Source organism: Pseudomonas sp. B21-021, from assembly GCF_024749205.1.
GTDB classification, from domain to species: Bacteria; Pseudomonadota; Gammaproteobacteria; order Pseudomonadales; family Pseudomonadaceae; genus Aquipseudomonas; species Aquipseudomonas paraglycinae.
Genome location: NZ_CP087192.1, coordinates 1,777,440 through 1,796,469, shown reverse-complemented (window position 1 = coordinate 1,796,469; position 19,030 = coordinate 1,777,440). Strand labels below are relative to the sequence as shown.

The 19,030-nt window shown below is 60.4% G+C and carries 16 protein-coding genes; 2 read left to right on the top strand and 14 right to left on the bottom strand.

Features of this window, described 5'->3' with window-relative positions; all coding sequences use genetic code 11:
* Positions 1 to 28 precede the first annotated feature (28 nt).
* The 12 genes from LOY31_RS08050 to flhA form a co-directional block, all read right to left on the bottom strand.
* Positions 29 to 982, bottom strand: coding sequence for a CheW domain-containing protein (locus tag LOY31_RS08050; RefSeq protein WP_258713088.1), 954 nt, complete (start codon positions 980 to 982; stop codon positions 29 to 31).
* Positions 983 to 984: 2 nt separating this feature from the next.
* Positions 985 to 1,773, bottom strand: coding sequence for a ParA family protein (locus LOY31_RS08045; protein ID WP_007959220.1), 789 nt, complete (start codon positions 1,771 to 1,773; stop codon positions 985 to 987).
* Positions 1,774 to 1,816: 43 nt separating this feature from the next.
* Positions 1,817 to 2,707 (bottom strand): flagellar motor protein MotD, encoded by an 891-nt coding sequence (motD, locus tag LOY31_RS08040; protein WP_011333075.1) that lies wholly within the window; start codon positions 2,705 to 2,707, stop codon positions 1,817 to 1,819.
* Between the two features lie 12 nt (positions 2,708 to 2,719).
* The gene (locus tag LOY31_RS08035; RefSeq protein ID WP_085605871.1) at positions 2,720 to 3,460 is read right to left on the bottom strand and encodes a flagellar motor protein; all 741 of its coding nucleotides are present in this window, start codon (positions 3,458 to 3,460) and stop codon (positions 2,720 to 2,722) included.
* Positions 3,460 to 4,596 carry a chemotaxis response regulator protein-glutamate methylesterase gene (locus LOY31_RS08030; protein WP_085605808.1) on the bottom strand — a complete coding sequence of 379 codons (1,137 nt, stop codon included), beginning with the start codon at positions 4,594 to 4,596 and terminating at the stop codon, positions 3,460 to 3,462. The genes LOY31_RS08035 and LOY31_RS08030 overlap by 1 nt, the downstream gene beginning before the upstream one ends.
* Before the next feature lie 49 nt (positions 4,597 to 4,645).
* Positions 4,646 to 6,916 (bottom strand): chemotaxis protein CheA, encoded by a 2,271-nt coding sequence (locus tag LOY31_RS08025; protein ID WP_085605806.1) that lies wholly within the window; start codon positions 6,914 to 6,916, stop codon positions 4,646 to 4,648.
* Between the two features lie 39 nt (positions 6,917 to 6,955).
* A complete protein-coding gene (locus tag LOY31_RS08020; protein ID WP_085605803.1) occupies positions 6,956 to 7,744 on the bottom strand; it encodes a protein phosphatase CheZ in 789 nt (262 codons plus the stop codon).
* 18 nt (positions 7,745 to 7,762) lie between these two features.
* Complete coding sequence (locus LOY31_RS08015) at positions 7,763 to 8,134, bottom strand: chemotaxis response regulator CheY (RefSeq protein ID WP_003183998.1); 372 nt, start codon at positions 8,132 to 8,134, stop codon at positions 7,763 to 7,765.
* A gap of 167 nt (positions 8,135 to 8,301) precedes the next feature.
* Positions 8,302 to 9,042, bottom strand: a complete 741-nt coding sequence (gene fliA, locus LOY31_RS08010) for an RNA polymerase sigma factor FliA (RefSeq protein WP_007951959.1) — start codon at positions 9,040 to 9,042, stop codon at positions 8,302 to 8,304.
* Complete coding sequence (gene fleN, locus LOY31_RS08005; protein WP_003222917.1) at positions 9,039 to 9,869, bottom strand: flagellar synthesis regulator FleN; 831 nt, start codon at positions 9,867 to 9,869, stop codon at positions 9,039 to 9,041. The genes fliA and fleN overlap by 4 nt, the downstream gene beginning before the upstream one ends.
* 113 nt (positions 9,870 to 9,982) lie before the next feature.
* Positions 9,983 to 11,323 (bottom strand): flagellar biosynthesis protein FlhF, encoded by a 1,341-nt coding sequence (gene flhF, locus LOY31_RS08000; protein WP_258713087.1) that lies wholly within the window; start codon positions 11,321 to 11,323, stop codon positions 9,983 to 9,985.
* Between the two features lie 11 nt (positions 11,324 to 11,334).
* Positions 11,335 to 13,464 carry a flagellar biosynthesis protein FlhA gene (gene flhA, locus LOY31_RS07995; protein ID WP_007951956.1) on the bottom strand — a complete coding sequence of 710 codons (2,130 nt, stop codon included), beginning with the start codon at positions 13,462 to 13,464 and terminating at the stop codon, positions 11,335 to 11,337.
* Positions 13,465 to 13,704: 240 nt separating this feature from the next.
* Here flhA and LOY31_RS07990 point away from each other — a divergent pair, with 240 nt between their 5' ends.
* Both LOY31_RS07990 and LOY31_RS07985 read left to right on the top strand, forming a co-directional pair.
* On the top strand, positions 13,705 to 15,969 hold the full coding sequence (locus LOY31_RS07990) for a hypothetical protein (protein ID WP_258713086.1): 2,265 nt from the start codon (positions 13,705 to 13,707) through the stop codon (positions 15,967 to 15,969).
* Positions 15,970 to 16,514: 545 nt separating this feature from the next.
* Positions 16,515 to 16,889 carry a DUF6124 family protein gene (locus tag LOY31_RS07985; RefSeq protein WP_258713085.1) on the top strand — a complete coding sequence of 125 codons (375 nt, stop codon included), beginning with the start codon at positions 16,515 to 16,517 and terminating at the stop codon, positions 16,887 to 16,889.
* Between the two features lie 211 nt (positions 16,890 to 17,100).
* On the opposite strand, the gene flhB is transcribed toward LOY31_RS07985, so the two are convergent.
* Together flhB and fliR are read right to left on the bottom strand one after the other, a co-directional pair.
* Entirely contained in the window at positions 17,101 to 18,240 is a 1,140-nt protein-coding gene (flhB, locus tag LOY31_RS07980) for a flagellar biosynthesis protein FlhB (RefSeq protein WP_258713084.1), read from the bottom strand.
* 3 nt (positions 18,241 to 18,243) lie between these two features.
* Positions 18,244 to 19,029: a flagellar biosynthetic protein FliR gene (gene fliR, locus LOY31_RS07975; protein WP_007951952.1), complete on the bottom strand. Its 786-nt coding sequence runs from the start codon at positions 19,027 to 19,029 to the stop codon at positions 18,244 to 18,246.
* Position 19,030: the final 1 nt, after the last annotated feature.

Here is a 19,030-nt window from a genome sequence, read left to right as displayed (position 1 = left end):
ATGCCGGTACATGTCTGTTATGTAAGTGTTATGTCGGTTTGTGGTTCGGCTTACTGCCGGACATGTGCTTTGCCCCACCGCTGGCGATCAACTCGGCCAGAGCGGAAACATCAAGCAAGGCGCACATGTGTTCAATCACCGTGCCGGCGAGCCATGGCCGCTGACCCCGGTGACTTCTCCATTTGATTTCATTCGGGTCCAGGCGCAACGAGCGACTGACCTGATGCACCGCCAGGCCCCACTCGTAACCCTGCACCGAAATCACGTATTGCAGGCCCTGACGGAAGTCATCGCGGTAGCGATCCGGCATGACCCAGCGTGCGGTGTCCAGCACCTTCAGGTTGCCGGCCTGGCTCGGCAGAATCCCGAGGAACCATTCCGGCTGACCGAACAGCGGCGTCAGCTCATGGCCGGCCAGCGAATAGATCGAGCCCAGGCACACCAGCGGCACCGCCAGCGTCAGCCCGGCCACGTCGAACAACAGGCATTCGAACGCTTCCGAAGCCCAGGCTGGACGGCCGTCGGTTTCCACCGGTGGCGGCGTGTTGCTGGGCGGCAGATGCACTTCGACCAGCGGAGCAACCAGGGTCGGTTCGACCGGAGCTGGCGCAGGTGCTTCAGGTTCTGGCTCTGGAACTACCGGAACCGGAGGCGTTTGCAGAAGTTGGGTTTGCAGCAGCGGTGCCAGGGTCGAGACCACGCGCACCGGCTCAGGCTCTTTGATAAACGTCGCAGGTGCCTTCGCTACCACAGCGGCAGGCGCTGCAACCGGGGCGACCGGCCGGGCGGCTTTTTGCGCATCCCGGGCCTGCTCTTCAAGCACGGCAGCCTGGAATTCATCGAGTGCCGCAGCGGTCTCGACCACCTCGACCGGAGCTGCAATTTCCTGCTCGACCTCGTCCGTCACTTCCTGCAGCAAGCCGTCCAGATAGGACTGCAGCGCCAGTTGCGGCTTCGACGTCAGCTTGATCGGCCGATTCATGCTCAAGCCACCTGCGGAACGAGTTGCTGCGCCAGCAGATGCTTGAGCAGCGCGCGGTAAGCCAGCACGCCACGGCTCTTGCCGTCGAATTGCGAAGGGGTGACACCGGCACGACTGGCGTCGCGCAGACGGGTATCGACCGGGATGTAACCCTGCCAGATCTCGTCGGGGAATTTGTCGCGCAGCACGCGCAAGGTGCCCATCGACGCCTGAGTGCGGCGGTCGAACAGGGTCGGCACGATGCTGAACGGCAGCGCCTGTTTGCGCGAGCGGTTGATCATCGCGAGGGTGTTGACCATACGCTCCAGGCCTTTGACGGCCAGGTGCTCGGTCTGCACCGGGATCACCAGTTGTTGACTGGCTGCCAGGGCGTTGACCATCAGCACGCCGAGCAACGGCGGGCTGTCGATGATCGCGTAATCGAAGTCCTGCCACAGCTGCGCCAGACTCTTGGCGATCACCAGGCCCAGCCCACTCTGCCCCGGCGACTGGCGCTCAAGGGTGGCCAGCGCAGTGCTCGACGGCAACAGGGAAATGCGTTCATCGCTGGTCGACAGCAACAACTGGCCCGGCAGGCCTTGCGGCACGCTGCCCTTGTGCAGAAACAGGTCGTAGTTGCTGTGTTCCAGGCTGTCGGGGTCGTAACCGAAATAGCTGGTCATCGAGCCGTGCGGGTCGAGATCGACCACGACCACGCGCTTGCCCGCCTCTGCCAGCAAACCGGCTAAAGCGATGGAAGAAGTGGTTTTACCAACACCACCCTTTTGATTGGCGACTGCCCAGACTCTCATTCAGATCGTTCCTCCCGGCCGGGATACTCGGCCGAGACATGGTTCAGCGTATTAATGCGGGCGACGGAGAATTGACGGCACTCTCGCGTCCCGGCGTCTTGACCGGGGTCGGTGCAGTTTGTGTGCCAGCACGCTTCAACGCGGCATCCGGTTGCGCATGGGCGGTTCCGGTGCCGGTCAGGCTGCGGCGCACATCAAGATTGCGCGACACCACCAGCACCACACGACGGTTCTTCGCCCGGCCTTCGGCGGTGGCGTTGTTGGCCACCGGCTGGAATTCGCCGTAGCCCACCGACGCCAGGCGGCCAGGGTTTACGCCCTGCATCGCCAGCATGCGCACGATGCTCGCCGAACGCGCCGAGGACAGCTCCCAGTTGGTCGGATACTGCGCGGTGCGGATCGGTTGATCGTCGGTGAAGCCTTCGACGTGGATCGGGTTGTCGAACGGTTTGAGGATCGCCGCGACCTTGTCGATGATGTTGAACGCGATGTCGCTCGGCATCGCATCACCGCTGCCGAACAACAGGCTGGAGTTGAGTTCGATCTCGACCCACAGCTCGTTGCCGCGCACGGTCATCTGGTTCGAGGAGATCAGGTCGCCGAACGCGGCGCTGATGTCATCGGCGATGCTTTTCAGCGGATCGCTGGCCCCGGCGATGCCGGCGTCGACCTGTTCGGCGTCCTTGACCAGCGGCTTGGCCGGGGTCACGGTCTTCGGTCGTTCTTCACCGATCGGGATCGGCTTGAGCGCGCGGTCGGAGTCGGTGAAGACCCCGATCAGCGCTTCGGAGATGATCTTGTACTTGCCTTCGTTGATCGACGAGATGGAGTACATCACCACGAAAAAGGCAAAGAGCAAGGTAATGAAGTCGGCGTAGGAAACCAGCCAACGTTCATGGTTTACGTGCTCTTCATGCTGGCGACGACGTGCCATGAGGTTAGTCCCTTAATCCATGAAGCCCTGAAGCTTCAACTCGATGGAGCGTGGGTTTTCACCTTCAGCGATCGACAAGATCCCTTCCAACAACATTTCGCGATAACGCGACTGTCGCAACGCGATTGACTTGAGCTTGGCTGCAACCGGCAACAGGATCAGGTTGGCACTGGCCACACCGTAGATGGTGGCGACGAACGCGACCGCAATACCGTTGCCCAGTTGCGACGGATCGGCCAGGTTGCCCATCACGTGGATCAGGCCCATCACCGCACCGATGATGCCGATGGTCGGCGCGTAGCCGCCCATGCTTTCAAACACTTTGGCGGCCTCGATGTCGCGGGCTTCCTGAGTGTAGAAATCCACTTCGAGGATGCTGCGGATCGCTTCCGGCTCGGCGCCGTCGACCAGCAGTTGCAGGCCCTTGCGCGAGTAGGCGTCAGGCTCGGCATCCGCCACGCCTTCCAGGCCCAGCAGGCCTTCCTTGCGGGCGGTGAGGCTCCAGTTGACCACGCGGTCGATGCCGCCGGCCAGGTCCACACGCGGCGGGAAAAAGATCCAGGCCAGAATCTGCATGGCGCGCTTGAACGCGCTCATCGGCGATTGCAGCAGCGCGGCACCGACGGTGCCACCGAGCACGATCAGCGCTGCCGGGCCGTTGGCCAGTGCGCCGAGGTGACCACCTTCCAGGTAGTTGCCGCCGATGATGGCGACGAACGCCATGATGATCCCGATAAGGCTTAGAACATCCATCAGACGCATGCCTCGACGATGTGCTTGCCGATATCGTCCAGGCTGTACACCGCGTCGGCGAGGTCAGCTTTGACGATGGCCATCGGCATGCCGTAGATCACACAACTGGCTTCGTCCTGAGCCCAGACCGTGCTGCCGCCCTGCTTGAGCAGGCGTGCACCTTCGCGGCCGTCGGCGCCCATGCCGGTCAGTACCACCGCCAGAACTTTGTCACTGTAGGATTTGGCTGCAGAACCGAAGGTGATGTCCACGCACGGCTTGTAGTTCAGACGCTCGTCGCCCGGCAGGATTTTCACCGCGCCACGGCCGTCGATCATCATCTGCTTGCCACCCGGTGCCAGCAGCGCCAGGCCCGGACGCAGGATGTCGCCATCCTCGGCTTCCTTGACGCTGATGCGGCACAGCTTGTCCAGACGTTCGGCGAAAGCCTTGGTGAAGGCCGCCGGCATGTGCTGGATCAGCACGATCGGCGCCGGGAAGCTGGCCGGCAATTGAGTCAGAACCCGTTGCAGGGCAACCGGGCCACCGGTCGACGTACCAATCGCCACGAGCTTGTAGTTTTTGCGTTTCGGGGCCGGCGACGAAGCGCTGGCCGCTGGCGCGCGAGTCGGTGCAGGCGCAGGTGCCGGACGGGCCGGAGCACTGTGGCTGCCAAAGCTCGACGGCGCCGCTGCCGGAGTCGGCGCAGGTGCAGGTGCAGCGGCAGGCGCCGGCGCACTGTAGGCACTGAAACGACGGTTGCTGCGCGAGATGCTGTGAACCTTCTCGCACAGCAGTTGCTTGACCTTCTCCGGATTGCGGGAGATGTCTTCGAAATTCTTCGGCAGGAAATCCACCGCGCCGGCATCCAGCGCATCCAGGGTGACCCGGGCGCCTTCGTGCGTCAGCGAGGAGAACATCAACACCGGGGTCGGGCAGCGCTGCATGATGTGCCGCACGGCCGTGATGCCATCCATCATCGGCATCTCGTAGTCCATGGTGATCACGTCCGGCTTGAGGGCCAGGGCCTGATCGATCGCCTCTTTACCGTTGGTTGCCGTGCCGACAACCTGGATGCTCGGATCCGCTGAAAGAATTTCCGAGACGCGGCGGCGGAAAAAACCCGAATCGTCCACCACCAGGACTTTGACTGCCATAAACACTCCATTAGGTGCGGCGGGACGTTGTCGCCCCGCCGCCCCGGATTCAAATACGCCGTGCGGCGTAACGCTTGAGCATGCTCGGAACATCGAGAATCAGTGCAATGCGGCCGTCACCGGTGATGGTGGCGCCGGACATGCCCGGAGTTCCCTGGAGCATCTTGCCCAATGGCTTGATGACCACTTCTTCCTGGCCGACCAGTTGATCGACGACGAAGCCGATCCGCTGGGTGCCCACCGAAAGGATCACCACATGGCCTTCGCGCTGCTCTTCGTGAGCGGCGGAGCTGACCAGCCAGCGCTTGAGGTAGAACAATGGCAGCGCCTTGTCCCGCACGATCACCACTTCCTGGCCGTCCACCACGTTGGTGGTCGACAGGTCGAGGTGGAAGATTTCGTTGACGTTCACCAGCGGGAACGCGAACGCCTGATTGCCGAGCATCACCATCAGGGTCGGCATGATCGCCAGCGTCAGCGGCACCTTGATGACGATCTTCGAGCCCTGGCCCTTGGTCGAGTAGATGTTGATCGAACCGTTGAGCTGGGAAATCTTGGTCTTCACCACGTCCATGCCGACACCGCGGCCGGACACGTCGGAGATCTCGGTTTTGGTCGAGAAACCCGGGGCGAAAATCAGGTTGTAGCACTCGGTGTCGCTCAGGCGATCGGCGGCATCCTTGTCCATCACACCGCGTTTCACGGCGATGGCGCGCAGGACGTTCGGGTCCATGCCTTTGCCGTCGTCGGAGATCGACAGCAGGATGTGGTCGCCTTCCTGCTCGGCCGCCAGGATTACCTTGCCGCCACGGGCCTTGCCCGAAGCTTCACGTTCTTCCGGCGACTCGATGCCGTGGTCGACCGCGTTGCGCACCAAGTGGACCAGCGGGTCGGCCAGTGCCTCGACGAGGTTCTTGTCGAGGTCGGTCTCTTCGCCCACCAGTTCCAGGTTGATCTCTTTCTTGAGCTGGCGTGCCAGGTCGCGAACCAGACGCGGGAAGCGGCCGAAGACTTTCTTGATCGGCTGCATCCGGGTCTTCATGACGGCGGTCTGCAAGTCGGCGGTGACCACGTCGAGGTTCGACACGGCCTTCTGCATCGACTCGTCGCCGCTGTTCAGGCCCAGGCGCACCAGACGGTTACGCACCAGCACCAGTTCGCCGACCATGTTCATGATTTCGTCGAGACGTGCAGTGTCCACACGCACGGTAGTCTCGGCTTCGCTCGCCGGTTTTTCCGGTGGCGGAGTCGCCGGTGCACGGGCCGGAGCCGGTGCCGCAGCGGCAGCCGGTTTGGCCGGTTCGGCTTTCGGCTCAGGCGCTTTTGCAGCAGGTTTTGCCGCAGCGGCCGGGGCCTTCGCAGCAGGCGCTGCAACCGCCGAAGCATTGCCGGCCGTCACGACGGCACCGGTGGCGACGTCAGTGAATTTGCCTTTGCCATGCAGATCGTCGAGCAGCGATTCGAACTCGTGATCGCTGATCAGATCGCTACCGGCCGCAGCCGCTGCCGGAGCAGCCGTCGCAGGAACCGAAGCAATTGCCGATTCCAGTGCATCGACGGCAAAGTTGCCCTTGCCGTGCAACTGATCGAGCAAGGCTTCGAATTCGTCGTCGGTGATGTCCGAGCTGTCGCCCGCCGCCGGAGCAGCCGGTGCAGCAGCGGCCGGAGCCACAGCGTCGGCCGCGAACTGGCCTTTGCCATGCAACTGGTCGAGCAGCGACTCGAACTCCGCGTCGGTGATTTCATCGCTGGCCGCTTCGGTGGAAGCAGGTGCAGCGGCAGCCGCCGGGGCTTCGGCTTCGGCCTTGACGGCGTTCAGCGAGTCCAGCAACTGTTCAAATTCGTTATCGGTGATGTCACCCGAATCGCCTTCGACGACCAGTTCTTCGATCATCTCGGCAACAGGCGAAGCCGGGGCTTCATCCGCCGATTGCGGTTCGGCCAGACGCGCCAGGGCGGCCAGCAGTTCCGGGGTGGCGGCGGTGATCGGGCTGCGATCGCGGACTTCGCTGAACATGCTGTTCACCGCGTCCAGCGCTTCGAGCACCACGTCCATCAGTTCTGCATCGACGCGTCGTTCACCCTTGCGCAGGATGTCGAACACGTTTTCGGCGATGTGACAGCACTCCACCAGCTCGTTGAGCTGAAGGAAGCCGGCGCCCCCTTTTACAGTGTGGAAACCGCGAAAAATTGCGTTGAGCAGATCTGCGTCATCCGGGCGGCTTTCCAGCTCGACCAGTTGTTCGGACAGTTGCTCAAGAATCTCGCCGGCCTCAACCAGGAAATCCTGAAGGATCTCTTCATCGGCGCCGAAGCTCATTAATGGGGTGCTCCTACAGGTCTAAAAACCCAAAAAAACTCAAAATCCAAGGCTGGATAGCAAATCGTCCACATCGTCCTGACCGGACACAACGTCTTCTCGTTTATCGGCATGAATCTGCGGACCTTCACCCTGCGAGAGATGTTTTTGTGGATCTTTTTCAGCAAGCATCGCCGCACGGTCATGTTCGATGCCCGCAAAGCGGTCCACCTGGCTGGCCATGAGCACGAGCTTGAGCAGGTTGCTTTCGACTTCGGTGACCAATTGGGTCACGCGCTTGATCACCTGACCGGTGAGGTCCTGGTAATCCTGGGCGAGCAGAATGTCGTTCAGATTGCTCGACACCGCGCGGTTGTCCGCGCTGCTGCGTGCCAGAAAACCGTCGACCCGGCGCGCCAGTTCACGGAACTCTTCAGCCCCTACCTCACGGCGCATGAAGCGGCTCCAATCGGCGCTCAAGGCCTGGGCTTCGTCAGCCAGGCCATTGACCACAGGGGTCGCGCTTTCCACCAGATCCATGGTGCGGTTGGCGGCAGCTTCGGTCAGTTTGACCACGTAGCCCAGGCGCTCGGTAGCGTCGGTGATTTGCGACACTTCCTCGGCCTGCGGCATGTGCGGATCGATCTGGAAATTGACGATCGCACTGTGCAGTTCACGCGTGAGCTTGCCCACTTCCTGGTACAGGCCACGGTCACGGGTCTGATTGAGCTCATGGATCAGTTGCACAGCGTCGCCGAACTTGCCTTTTTCAAGGCTCTCGACCAGTTCGACCGCGTGTTTTTTCAGGGTCGACTCAAAATCGCCCTGTGAAGATTCGTTATGCTCCATAGCTCCCCCGCGCGTTCATCAGCCGATGCGTTCGAAAATCTTCTCGATTTTTTCTTTCAACGCCTGAGCCGTGAAAGGTTTGACCACGTAGCCGTTCACGCCGGCCTGGGCCGCTTCGATGATCTGCTCGCGCTTGGCTTCAGCGGTCACCATCAGCACTGGCAGGTGCTTGAGCTTTTCATCGGCGCGCACGTGGCGCAGCAGGTCGATACCGGTCATGCCGGGCATGTTCCAGTCGGTCACCAGAAAGTCGATGCTGCCGCTGTTGAGCACCGGAATGGCAGTGGTGCCATCGTCGGCTTCAACGGTGTTGGTGAACCCGAGATCACGCAACAGGTTCTTGATGATCCGCCGCATCGTTGAGAAGTCATCAACGATGAGGATTTTCATGTCTTTGTTCAATTCGACCTCCAAGCAGTCTTAAACGCGCCCAGCACCTGGACGCGCCATTTCAATCAATCCGGCAAAACACTCGATGACTGTCTGGAGCACAACAGAGCAAGACCGGTGCCGTTCACCACCGCACCAGCCTCGTTCGCAGTGTCCCCACACTGCCTTCAGCGCGCTCGCCACTCCCCCAAACGCCCCCGCAAGCGGGCCGCGCACTGGCTGTGTAACTGGCTGACTCGCGATTCACTGACGCCAAGGACTTCACCGATCTCCTTGAGGTTCAGCTCTTCGTCGTAGTACAGCGCCAACACCAGTCGCTCACGCTCCGGCAAATTGGCAATCGCGTCCGCCAGCGCGGCCTGGAAACGTTCGTCTTCCAGATCGCGCGACGGCTCCAGATGAGCACTGGCGCCATCCTCGTGCAGCCCTTCGTGTTCGCCGTCCTGCAACAGGTCGTCGAAACTGAACAGCCGGCTGCCCAGGGTGTCGTTCAAAATCCCGTAGTAATCGTCGAGACTCAATTGGAGTTCGGCCGCAACTTCGTGATCTTTAGCGTCACGGCCGGTTTTAGCTTCAATCGAGCGAATCGCGTCGCTGACCATACGGGTATTGCGGTGAACCGAGCGTGGCGCCCAATCCCCCTTACGGACTTCATCGAGCATCGCACCGCGGATCCGGATGCCCGCGTACGTTTCAAAACTGGCGCCCTTGCTGGCGTCGTATTTGGTCGAGACTTCGAGCAGGCCGATCATCCCGGCCTGGATCAGGTCTTCAACCTGCACACTGGCCGGCAATCGCGCCAGCAAGTGGTAGGCGATGCGTTTGACCAGTGGCGCGTAACGCTCGATCAGCTCGTACTGCGCGTCACGCGCCGACTTTTTGTAAAGGTTCATACCGCTGGCGGTCATAGCACAGGTCCTGCCGTTTGCTGCACGAGGCGCTCGACGAAAAATTCGAGGTGGCCGCGCGGGTTGGCGGGCAGCGGCCAGGTGTCGACCTTCTGTGCGATCGCCTTGAACGCCAGTGCGCACTTGGAACGCGGGAAGGCTTCATAGACCGCACGCTGCTTCTGCACCGCCTTGCGCACGCTTTCGTCGTAGGGCACCGCGCCGACGTATTGTAGGGCGACGTCGAGGAAGCGATCCGTGACCTTGGTCAACTTGGCGAACAGATTGCGACCTTCCTGCGGGCTCTGGGCCATGTTGGCCAGGACGCGGAAGCGGTTCATGCCGTAATCGCGGTTGAGCAGCTTGATCAGCGCGTAGGCGTCGGTGATCGAGGTCGGCTCGTCGCAGACCACCAGCAAGACTTCTTGCGCTGCGCGAACGAAACTGACTACCGAGTCACCAATACCCGCAGCGGTGTCGATCACCAGTACATCGAGATTGTCGCCGATGTCGCTGAACGCCTGAATCAGGCCGGCATGCTGGGCCGGGCTCAGGTGAACCATGCTCTGGGTGCCGGAAGCGGCCGGCACGATGCGGATCCCGCCGGGGCCTTGCAACAGCACGTCGCGCAGCTCGCAGCGGCCTTCGATCACGTCGGCCAGGGTGCGTTTGGGTGTGAGGCCCAGCAGAACGTCGACGTTCGCCAGCCCCAGGTCGGCGTCCAGCAGCATGACCCGACGGCCAAGCTCTGCCAGCGCCAGGGACAAGTTCACTGACACATTAGTCTTGCCGACGCCACCTTTGCCGCCGGTCACCGCGATCACCTGTACGGGATGCATGCTGCCCATGTTATTTCTTTACCTTGTCTTGCATAGACGGAGGCCACATTACTGGCTGCGCGTTCACAACCGGAACAATGCATGGCAGACCATCGATGTAGGTACAAAAACGGTTCATTACCTCAGCCAACCTGCTTGGTCGGACTGTGGTAGATATCAGCGAACATGTCAGCCATGGCTTCTTCGCTGGGTTCTTCCTGCATTTGCACACTGACGGCGCGGCTGACCAGTTGATGACGGCGCGGCAGATGCAGATCATCCGGAATACGCGGCCCATCGGTCAGGTAGGCGACCGGCAGTTCGTGACTGATCGCCAGACTCAGCACTTCGCCAAGGCTGGCCGTCTCATCCAGTTTAGTCAGGATGCAGCCGGCCAGCCCGCAACGCTTGTAACTGTGATAAGCGGCGGTTAGAACCTGTTTCTGGCTGGTGGTTGCCAGGACCAGATAATTTTTTGAGCGAATGCCACGACCGGCCAGACTTTCCAGCTGCATGCGCAGGGCCGGATCGCTGGCTTGCAGGCCGGCGGTGTCGATCAGCACCACGCGTTTGCGCAGCAGTGGATCCAGCGCCTGCACCAGGGACTGGCCCGGATCGACGTGGGTCACCGACACATTGAGGATGCGGCCCAGCGTCTTGAGCTGCTCCTGCGCGCCGATACGGAAACTGTCCATGCTCACCAGCGCGATGTTCTGCGCGCCGTACTTGAGCACGTAACGGGCGGCCAGTTTGGCCAGCGTGGTGGTCTTGCCCATGCCGGCAGGGCCGACCATGGCAATCACACCGCCCTCTTCCAGCGGCTCGACTTCCGGTACAGCAATCATCCGCGCCAGGTGCGCCAGCAGCATGCGCCAGGCCTGACGCGGTTCGTCGATCTCGGTGATCATCGACAGCAGATCACGGGACAAGGGGCCGGACAAACCGATGCGTTGCAGACGACGATACAGATTGGCCTGGGCCGGACGGCTGCCTTGCAGCTGGTTCCAGGCCAGAGTGCCGAGTTGCACTTCCATCAGTTCGCGCAGGCTGTTGAGCTCGAAACGCATCGAGTCCAGAGCACGCGGGTCAACGCCAGTGGAAACCGCTGCAGGCGCCGGTGCCGGGCGGGCCGGAGCTTCGTAGGTCGGCTCGGTCAGCGGTTCGGCAGCGGTCAGCGGCAGGCCGGCCGTCAACGGCAGCCCGGCGAACAACTGGCGATTGGTGTTGCCGTCGGCTTCGCCACGCAGGCTCAGCTCGGCCTGGGCGGTAACGATGCGCGACTGGGTCTTGCGCAGCTCATCCTCGAGTTCCATGTTCGGAACACGCGGGGCCAGCGCCGACAGTTTGTAATCGAGCGCCGCCGTCAGCTCGACGCCGCCGGCGATGCGGCGGTTGCCAATGATGGCGGCATCAGCGCCCAGCTCATCACGAACCAGCTTCATGGCCTGACGCATATCGGCGGCGAAAAAACGCTTAACTTGCATAAACCACTACCTCAGCCGTTGGGCCCTACTGTCGCAACGATGGTCACTTGCTTGTTGTCCGGAATTTCCTGGTAGGCCAGCACATGCAGTCCGGGAACTGCCAGGCGACCAAAGCGCGAGAGCATCGCGCGAACCGGGCCTGCTACCAACAGGATCACCGGCTGACCTTGCATTTCCTGGCGCTGCGCCGCTTCGATCAGCGAACGCTGCAGCTTCTCGGCCATGCTCGGCTCCAGCAGAACGCCCTCTTCCGAGCCTTGTCCTGCCTTCTGCAGACTATTGAGCAATATTTGTTCCAACCTTGGCTCCAGCGTGATAACTGGCAGCTCCGACTCAGTCCCTACAATGCTTTGGACGATGGCGCGAGATACGCCGACCCGCACAGCGGCCACCAAAGCGGCGGTATCTTGACTCTTGGCGGCATTGTTGGCGATGGCTTCGGCAATGCTGCGGATATCGCGCACCGGCACGTGTTCGGCCAGCAACGCTTGCAGCACCTTGAGCAGTTGCGACAGCGTGACCACGCCCGGCACCAGCTCTTCAGCCAGTTTCGGCGAGCTCTTGGCCAGCAATTGCATCAATTGCTGCACTTCTTCGTGGCCGATCAGCTCGCTGGAGTGCTTGTACAGAATCTGGTTCAAGTGGGTCGCAACCACGGTACTGGCATCGACCACGGTGTAACCGAGCGATTGCGCCTGGGCGCGCTGGCTGACTTCGATCCACACCGCCTCCAGGCCGAAAGCCGGATCTTTGGCGGTAATGCCGTTGAGCGAGCCGTAGACCTGACCCGGATTGATCGCCAGTTCGCGATCCGGGTAGATCTCGGCTTCGGCCAGGATCACGCCCATCAGGGTCAGGCGATAGGCGCTCGGCGCCAGGTCGAGGTTGTCGCGGATGTGCACGGTCGGCATCAGGAAGCCCAGATCCTGCGAGAGCTTTTTGCGCACGCCCTTGATCCGCGCCAGCAATTGCCCGCCCTGGTTGCGGTCCACCAACGGAATCAGGCGGTAGCCGACTTCCAGGCCGATCATGTCGATCGGGGTCACGTCGTCCCAGCCCAGCTCCTTGGTTTCCATGGCGCGGGCCGGCGACGGCAGCAGTTCCTGCTGGCGCTTGACCTCTTCCAGCGCAACGACCTTGGCCACGTTCTGCTTCTTCCAGAACAGGTAAGCGCCACCGGCAGCCAGGGCGGCCATGCTCAGGAACGAGAAGTGCGGCATGCCCGGCACCAGGCCCATGACCGCCATCAGACCGGCAGCCACCGCCAGCGCTTTGGGCGAGGCGAACATCTGGCGATTGATCTGCTTGCCCATGTCTTCCGAGCCGGAAGCACGGGTCACCATGATCGCCGCAGCTGTAGATAACAACAGTGATGGCAATTGCGCCACTAAACCGTCACCGATGGTCAGCAAGGCGTAAACCTTGCCCGCGTCGGCGAACGTCATGTTGTGCTGGAAGATACCGACGGCCATGCCGCCGATCAGGTTGATGAACAGAATCAGCAAACCGGCGATGGCGTCACCGCGCACGAACTTGCTGGCACCGTCCATCGAACCGTAGAACTCTGCCTCCTGGGCCACTTCCTGACGGCGGGCCTTGGCCTGCGCCTGATCGATCAGACCGGCGTTGAGGTCGGCGTCGATCGCCATTTGCTTGCCGGGCATCGCGTCGAGGGTGAAGCGCGCGCTCACCTCGGAGATCCGGCCGGCACCCTTGGTCACCACGACGAAGTTGATGATCATCAGGATCGCGAAGACCACGATACCAACCACGTAGTTACCGCCGATCACCACCTCACCGAAGGCCTGGATCACCTTACCGGCAGCGGCGTGGCCGTCCTGACCGTGGAGCATCACCACCCGCGTCGACGCCACGTTCAGCGCCAGTCGCAACAGCGTCGCCACCAGGAGGATCGTCGGGAACACCGCAAAATCCAGCGGCCGCAAGGCGTACACGCAGACCAGCAGCACCACGATCGACAGGGCAATGTTGAAGGTGAAGAACACGTCGAGCAGGAACGGCGGCACCGGCAACATCATCATCGCCAGCATGACCAGCAGCAACAGCGGCACACCCAGATTGCCCCGACTGAGGTCGGCAATGTTCGAGCGAGCACTGTTGATTAACTGAGAGCGATCCACCGGTTTTCCCCGTTCCTTTAAAGCAAACTTTTGACGCCCGAAGCAGGCGCACGGCGGCTACTGCAAGAAGCCTTCCAACTTTTGCGCGGACGAAAAGATCGCCGTTGAAAGGCGATGCTTTGCTTTTGAATCCGGTTCAAATCACCACTGGTCGGCACCTGTCAGATCTGACAGGTGTGGGGCCTGTATTTCAGCGATTAAATGGCACCTAACCGTTCCAACCACACAGGAGCCTCACTCATGACCGTCTCCACTCCACCGGACAACACTGTTTTGGTTCTCCGTCCGCCAAGCGTCAATGGCCAGACCACGCCCGTGGAAGGTGCACATATCGGAATGCCCATGGTCGCCTATGATCTGATCACCGATGGAGAAGGCGCTGTCCTTCTCGTCGACCCGCCGTCGTCGGGCACCATGGATCCCAACGACGTCATGGAGGCTTGGCTTGAGGGGGAACAGGCTGCACTGGACAGCAAAACCATCGTCGATCCGAACGCGCGTACCACACTGCGCATTCCCAAGGGTCGACTACACCCGGATCGGATCAACATGCTGTACTACACGGTCAGGCGTGGAAGCAGCAATTTAGGGAAGTCCACGCCCCCGCTCGAAATACTCTATAACCGCATCCGCCCCGGCCTGAAGGATCGCCTGACCGATCCCGGTGGCCACTCTGAACTCAAGCTCCTTCTGCCTGACGCGATCAAGAACGGCATCGGCCCGGATTTCGTCAGCGCCGAAGTGTGTGTGGCCTATCCCTATTGCCGGGCGTATGACCTCATCTCCCTCAAGTGCAATGGCGAACTGCTGGAGCCCAAGCCCAAGGTCAATCCGAATCAGGCGCCGCAACCGCCGAATCCCGGTGACGAAGACCCCATCACCATTTGTTTCACCATTACCCGCGCTTTTATGGACAAGGCGAAGCGCCAGAACAACAAACTGAATTTCTCCTTCAGCCCCACCGACCAGGTCGGCAACGGCCCGGACCCCGACGCACCGTGGTCGCCGGTGCAGACAGTGGATGAGGACCTGGATGGCAAGCGTCTGCCGATGGCGATCCTGCTGGAGCGGATGGAGGATTATCCCGGCGACAACGCCGAGGAAATCGATCTGGTGAAACTGGCGGGCAAACCACTACTGCTGGTGGTCCTGACGATAGACCCGCGCTTTGTCGCGGGCTATGAAGTCATCGCGACGTACACAGCGAAAAACACGGGGCAACCCGCTGATGTGGTGGTAACCGTCAACGGCAAAGTCGAAGCGGATCCGTTCGGGCAGAAAAAACCCTGCATTCTTGAAGTGCCCAACAACAAGATTTTTGCCGGTAGCAACGTCATCGTGACTTACGAACTGCGCAAGCCGAACGGCGATCTGGTGGGCAATTCCAGACCGGCGACCGGCACCGTAACAGGAGCGACTCCGGAGGATCTGCTGCCACCGTTTCTGGTGGCTCCAGCCGCCAACCCTATCGATGTATTGGCCTATCCGAATGGAGTGACGGTACGCATCGAACACCTACAGGCGCGGGACGGTGATCGGGCACGGCTGGTGGAGGTCAATCCACCAGCGGGCTCGCCGCAGTTTCCGTTGGTGGCGTTCAACAGCAATAAGTGGGTGAACACGGTGTTGAGCCCGGCGTTTCTTGCGGCGCGGCATGGAAAAGGGATCGAACTGCGCTGGAACTTGAATCGCAACAACGCCCAGATCGGCAAATCGCCGATTCTGCCTTTGAACGTGTTGAAGATTGAGAATGGGGACACACGATTTCCGACACCGAATATCGGAAACAATACGAGCCCTGTGCTCGATATTAAAGACCTCTCGGCCGACGCCCGGATTCTTGCGCAAAAATGGCCGCTGTTCGAACCAGGGCAACGGATCTGGGTCTGGCATGAAGGTCTTAACAAGAATGGCGATCCCGTCAGCAAGCACGTCAGATCGGGAGAACCTAATGATTCGGCGGAGGGACTGTCGGTAGAGGCACCGGGTGAATGGCTCAGAGAACTTAAGAATGAAAGTCAGCTGACGACTAACCTCGCAGTCAATCTGGACAACTCCACCGATAGAGCCAAAGCAGTGCTCTTTCCGCAACGCTTTTACTTCATAAAAACCGGAGTTTCTATACATGAAAATTTTCAAGAAACTCCAGATCATCGCTTCATTGAAAATAGACCTTTAATACTTCCGAGCGGCCTGATTATAAATGTATTAATAAATACTGTAGGAGTTCTCTCTACGGCGATAGAAGAGAGACCAGTCGCCCAAAATATTCGATGCATGGTTTTTTCCAGCGGCTCGATAGCCAACTTCAGCTGGGAAGGCCTTGCGACAAGCATAAAACTCGAACTTATCTATATTCACAAACCGAACACTATTACTTTTTTGATCCCAATGGTAACGAGATCGAAACCAAACAATTGCCTTATCGCTCCGACAGTAGCCCAGCCCCACTTGCATTTGAATATAAAGGGCCTACGGGAAGATACATTTCTTACTTTAAGATAAATGGAGCGGCAGAAGTTTCTAGCGATGCCGGCTTCTATATAAATCACATTACGATTGACTAAGGCCAAATAGATAAAAGGGGACGTATTTATTTACCAGCAAGCTCACTCCTACAGGGGAAATGCATTCCAAACGTGGGAGCGGGCTTGCTCGCGAAAGGGCCCGAGAAATCAGCACAACGTGTCTTTTAAACTCTGGTGTTTAAAAGACACCTTCAGACACGCCTTACAGGCTACGAATCCTTGCGCCGTTGCCTACAGCTAAGCCAGAATCCGCCGGCTTGTGCGCTGTGGGGTCGGGTTCTATTGTGGATCGGTCGCTGACGAATCAGCGATCGGGTTTAGCGACTCGGACTATCTCAGTGCATCAGCGTTCATGGCTTCGTTGCGGGACTCTTCGTCCGCAATTACGTTATGGCGGCTGTATGCGGGAGACCTTTGGGTCTACCGGGGTGCCTGAGACCGGTTCGCTAACCTGCGTACAGCTGCCACCCTTACTTGTTTAGCGACAGGGGAAGAGTGGCTCCATAACTCAGGAGCTTCACCATGATCAAACCAACACCCAATCCACCCGAAACCGATCCCGCCTCGCCCTACGAATCCGCCGATTCCAGAAAGCTTCACGAAGCCGCCGACCGCGCCCTCGATCACTATCTCTGCCCGCCCGGCTCCACGCCGCCACCACGCAAAACCCGCAGAATGTATGCCGTCACCGCGGACTTCAAAAACGAAGAGCTGCTGGTCGATGCCTGCGAAACCCTGGCCTCCGCCAGAACCATCGTCAATGACTTCACCCATCTCATGCCCGCCTCGCAGCGCAGGACGCTGGTGGGGATTGCGCAACTGATCATGCTCGGGGAGCTGGCAGTGAATCGGGTGCTGGATAATCTGGAATTACCGCCATCTCAGACTTCCGCGTAAAGGCTTGAGAGATGTGTCGTGGCGGCTGACGTCTTCGCGAGCAAGCTCGCTCCCACAGGTTTAGCGTCGTTCGGGAAATATAAGCACACCTCAAATCACTGTGGGAGCGAGCTTGCTCGCGAAGGCGGCCTCTCAAGCAACACAGTTCATCGGGCATAAAAAAACCGCTATCAGGTTCAACCGGATGGCGTTTTTTTTTGTTTGATCACGATCAGGAATCGCGCCGCAGATCCGGCGGGATCGGCAGGTCGTCCTTGAGCGGTTCCGGGAACTTGCCCTTGCCCGCGCGGTGCTGGCGGATCTGGTAGACGTAGGCCAGGACCTGAGCGACCGCCAGGTACAGGCCGCCGGGGATTTCTTCTTCCAGCTCCGTGGAGTAATAGATCGAACGCGCCAGCGCTGGCGATTCGAGAAGCATGACGTTGTTGGCCACGGCGATTTCGCGGATCTTCAGCGCCAGGAAGTCGCTGCCCTTGGCCAGCAGCATCGGCGCCCCGCCCTTCTCGGCGTCGTACTTGAGCGCCACGGCGTAGTGGGTCGGGTTGGTGATGACCACGTCGGCATCCGGAATCGCCGCCATCATCCGGCGTTGCGACATCTCGCGCTGGACCTGGCGAATCCGTTGCTTGACCTCCGGCCGACCTTCCTGGTCCTTGTGCTCGTCGCGCACTTCCTGCTTGGTCATCTTCAGCTTTTTGATGCTCTCCCAGATCTGCACCGGCACATCGACAGCGGCGATGATGATCAATCCGCACGCCAGCCACAGCGAGCTCCAGCCCACCAGTTGCAAGCTGTGAATGATCGCCCGGTCCAGCGGTTCGTGGGCGATGCGCAGCAGGTCGTCGATGTCCGAATTGAGCACCACCAGCGCCACACCCAGCGTGATGAGAAACTTGGCCAGTGCCTTGAGCAGCTCGATCACGGCCTTCATCGAGAACATCCGCTTGAGGCCCGCCGCCGGGTTCATCCGGCTGAATTTGGGTGCCAGCGAACCAGCGGCGAACAACCAGCCACCCAACGCGATCGGCCCGAGGAAAGCGGCCACCAACAGGGTGATCATGATCGGCTGAATCGCCAGCAATGCCTGCAACCCGGAGTTCATCAGGAACGTCGCCATGGAGCGCTCGTCCATGATCACTTCCCGCGACAGCGTGAAGTTCTGGCGCATCAGGTCCATCAAATCCTGCGCCAGCATCCCGCCAAAGACCAACAGCGCACCGGCACCGGCCATCATCACCGCCAGCGTGTTGAGCTCCTTGGAGCGCGCAATCTCACCCTTTTCCCGGGAGTCCTTCTTGCGCTTCTCCGTGGGGTCTTCTGTCTTGTCCTGACCGCTTTCGCTCTCAGCCATGACTCAGCGCGCCTTTGCCAGTTCGCGTAAAAACTGCAGGGCCTCGGTGGCCAGCGGTTGATACTGATTGAGAATGTCCGCCAACCCGACCCAAACGATGAACAGGCCGAGCACCAGGGTCAGCGGAAAGCCGATGGAGAAAATGTTGAGCTGCGGCGCGGCCCGGGTCATCACGCCAAAGGCGATGTTGACCACCAGCAGCGCAGTAACCGCCGGCAGCACCAGCAACAAGGCGGCACCCAGTACCCAGCCGAGTTTGCCCGCCAGCTCCCAGTAATGCGTGGTCATCAACCCGCCGCCGACCGGCAGCGTGGTGAAGCTTTCGGTGAGCACTTCGAAGACCACCAGGTGCCCGTTCATCGACAGGAACAGCAAGGTCACCAGCATCGTGAAGAACTGCCCGATCACCGCCACCGACACGCCGTTGGTAGGGTCGATCATCGACGCGAAGCCCATGCCCATCTGGATCGCGACGATCTGCCCCGCCACCACGAAGGCCTGAAAGAACAATTGCAGAGAGAAGCCCAGCACCGCACCGACCAGAATCTGCTCGGCGATCAGCAGCAAACCGCTGAGATCCAGCGGGCTGACCGCCGGCATTGCCGGCAGGTTGGGCGTGATCACCACAGTGATCGCGAAGGCGAAGTACAGACGGATCCGCCGGGGCACCAGCGTGGTTCCGAAGACCGGCATCACCATCAACATCGAGGCGACGCGAAACATCGGCAGCATGAACGACGCCACCCAGGTACTGATCTGGGTATCGGTCAACTGAAGCAGCGATTGCATG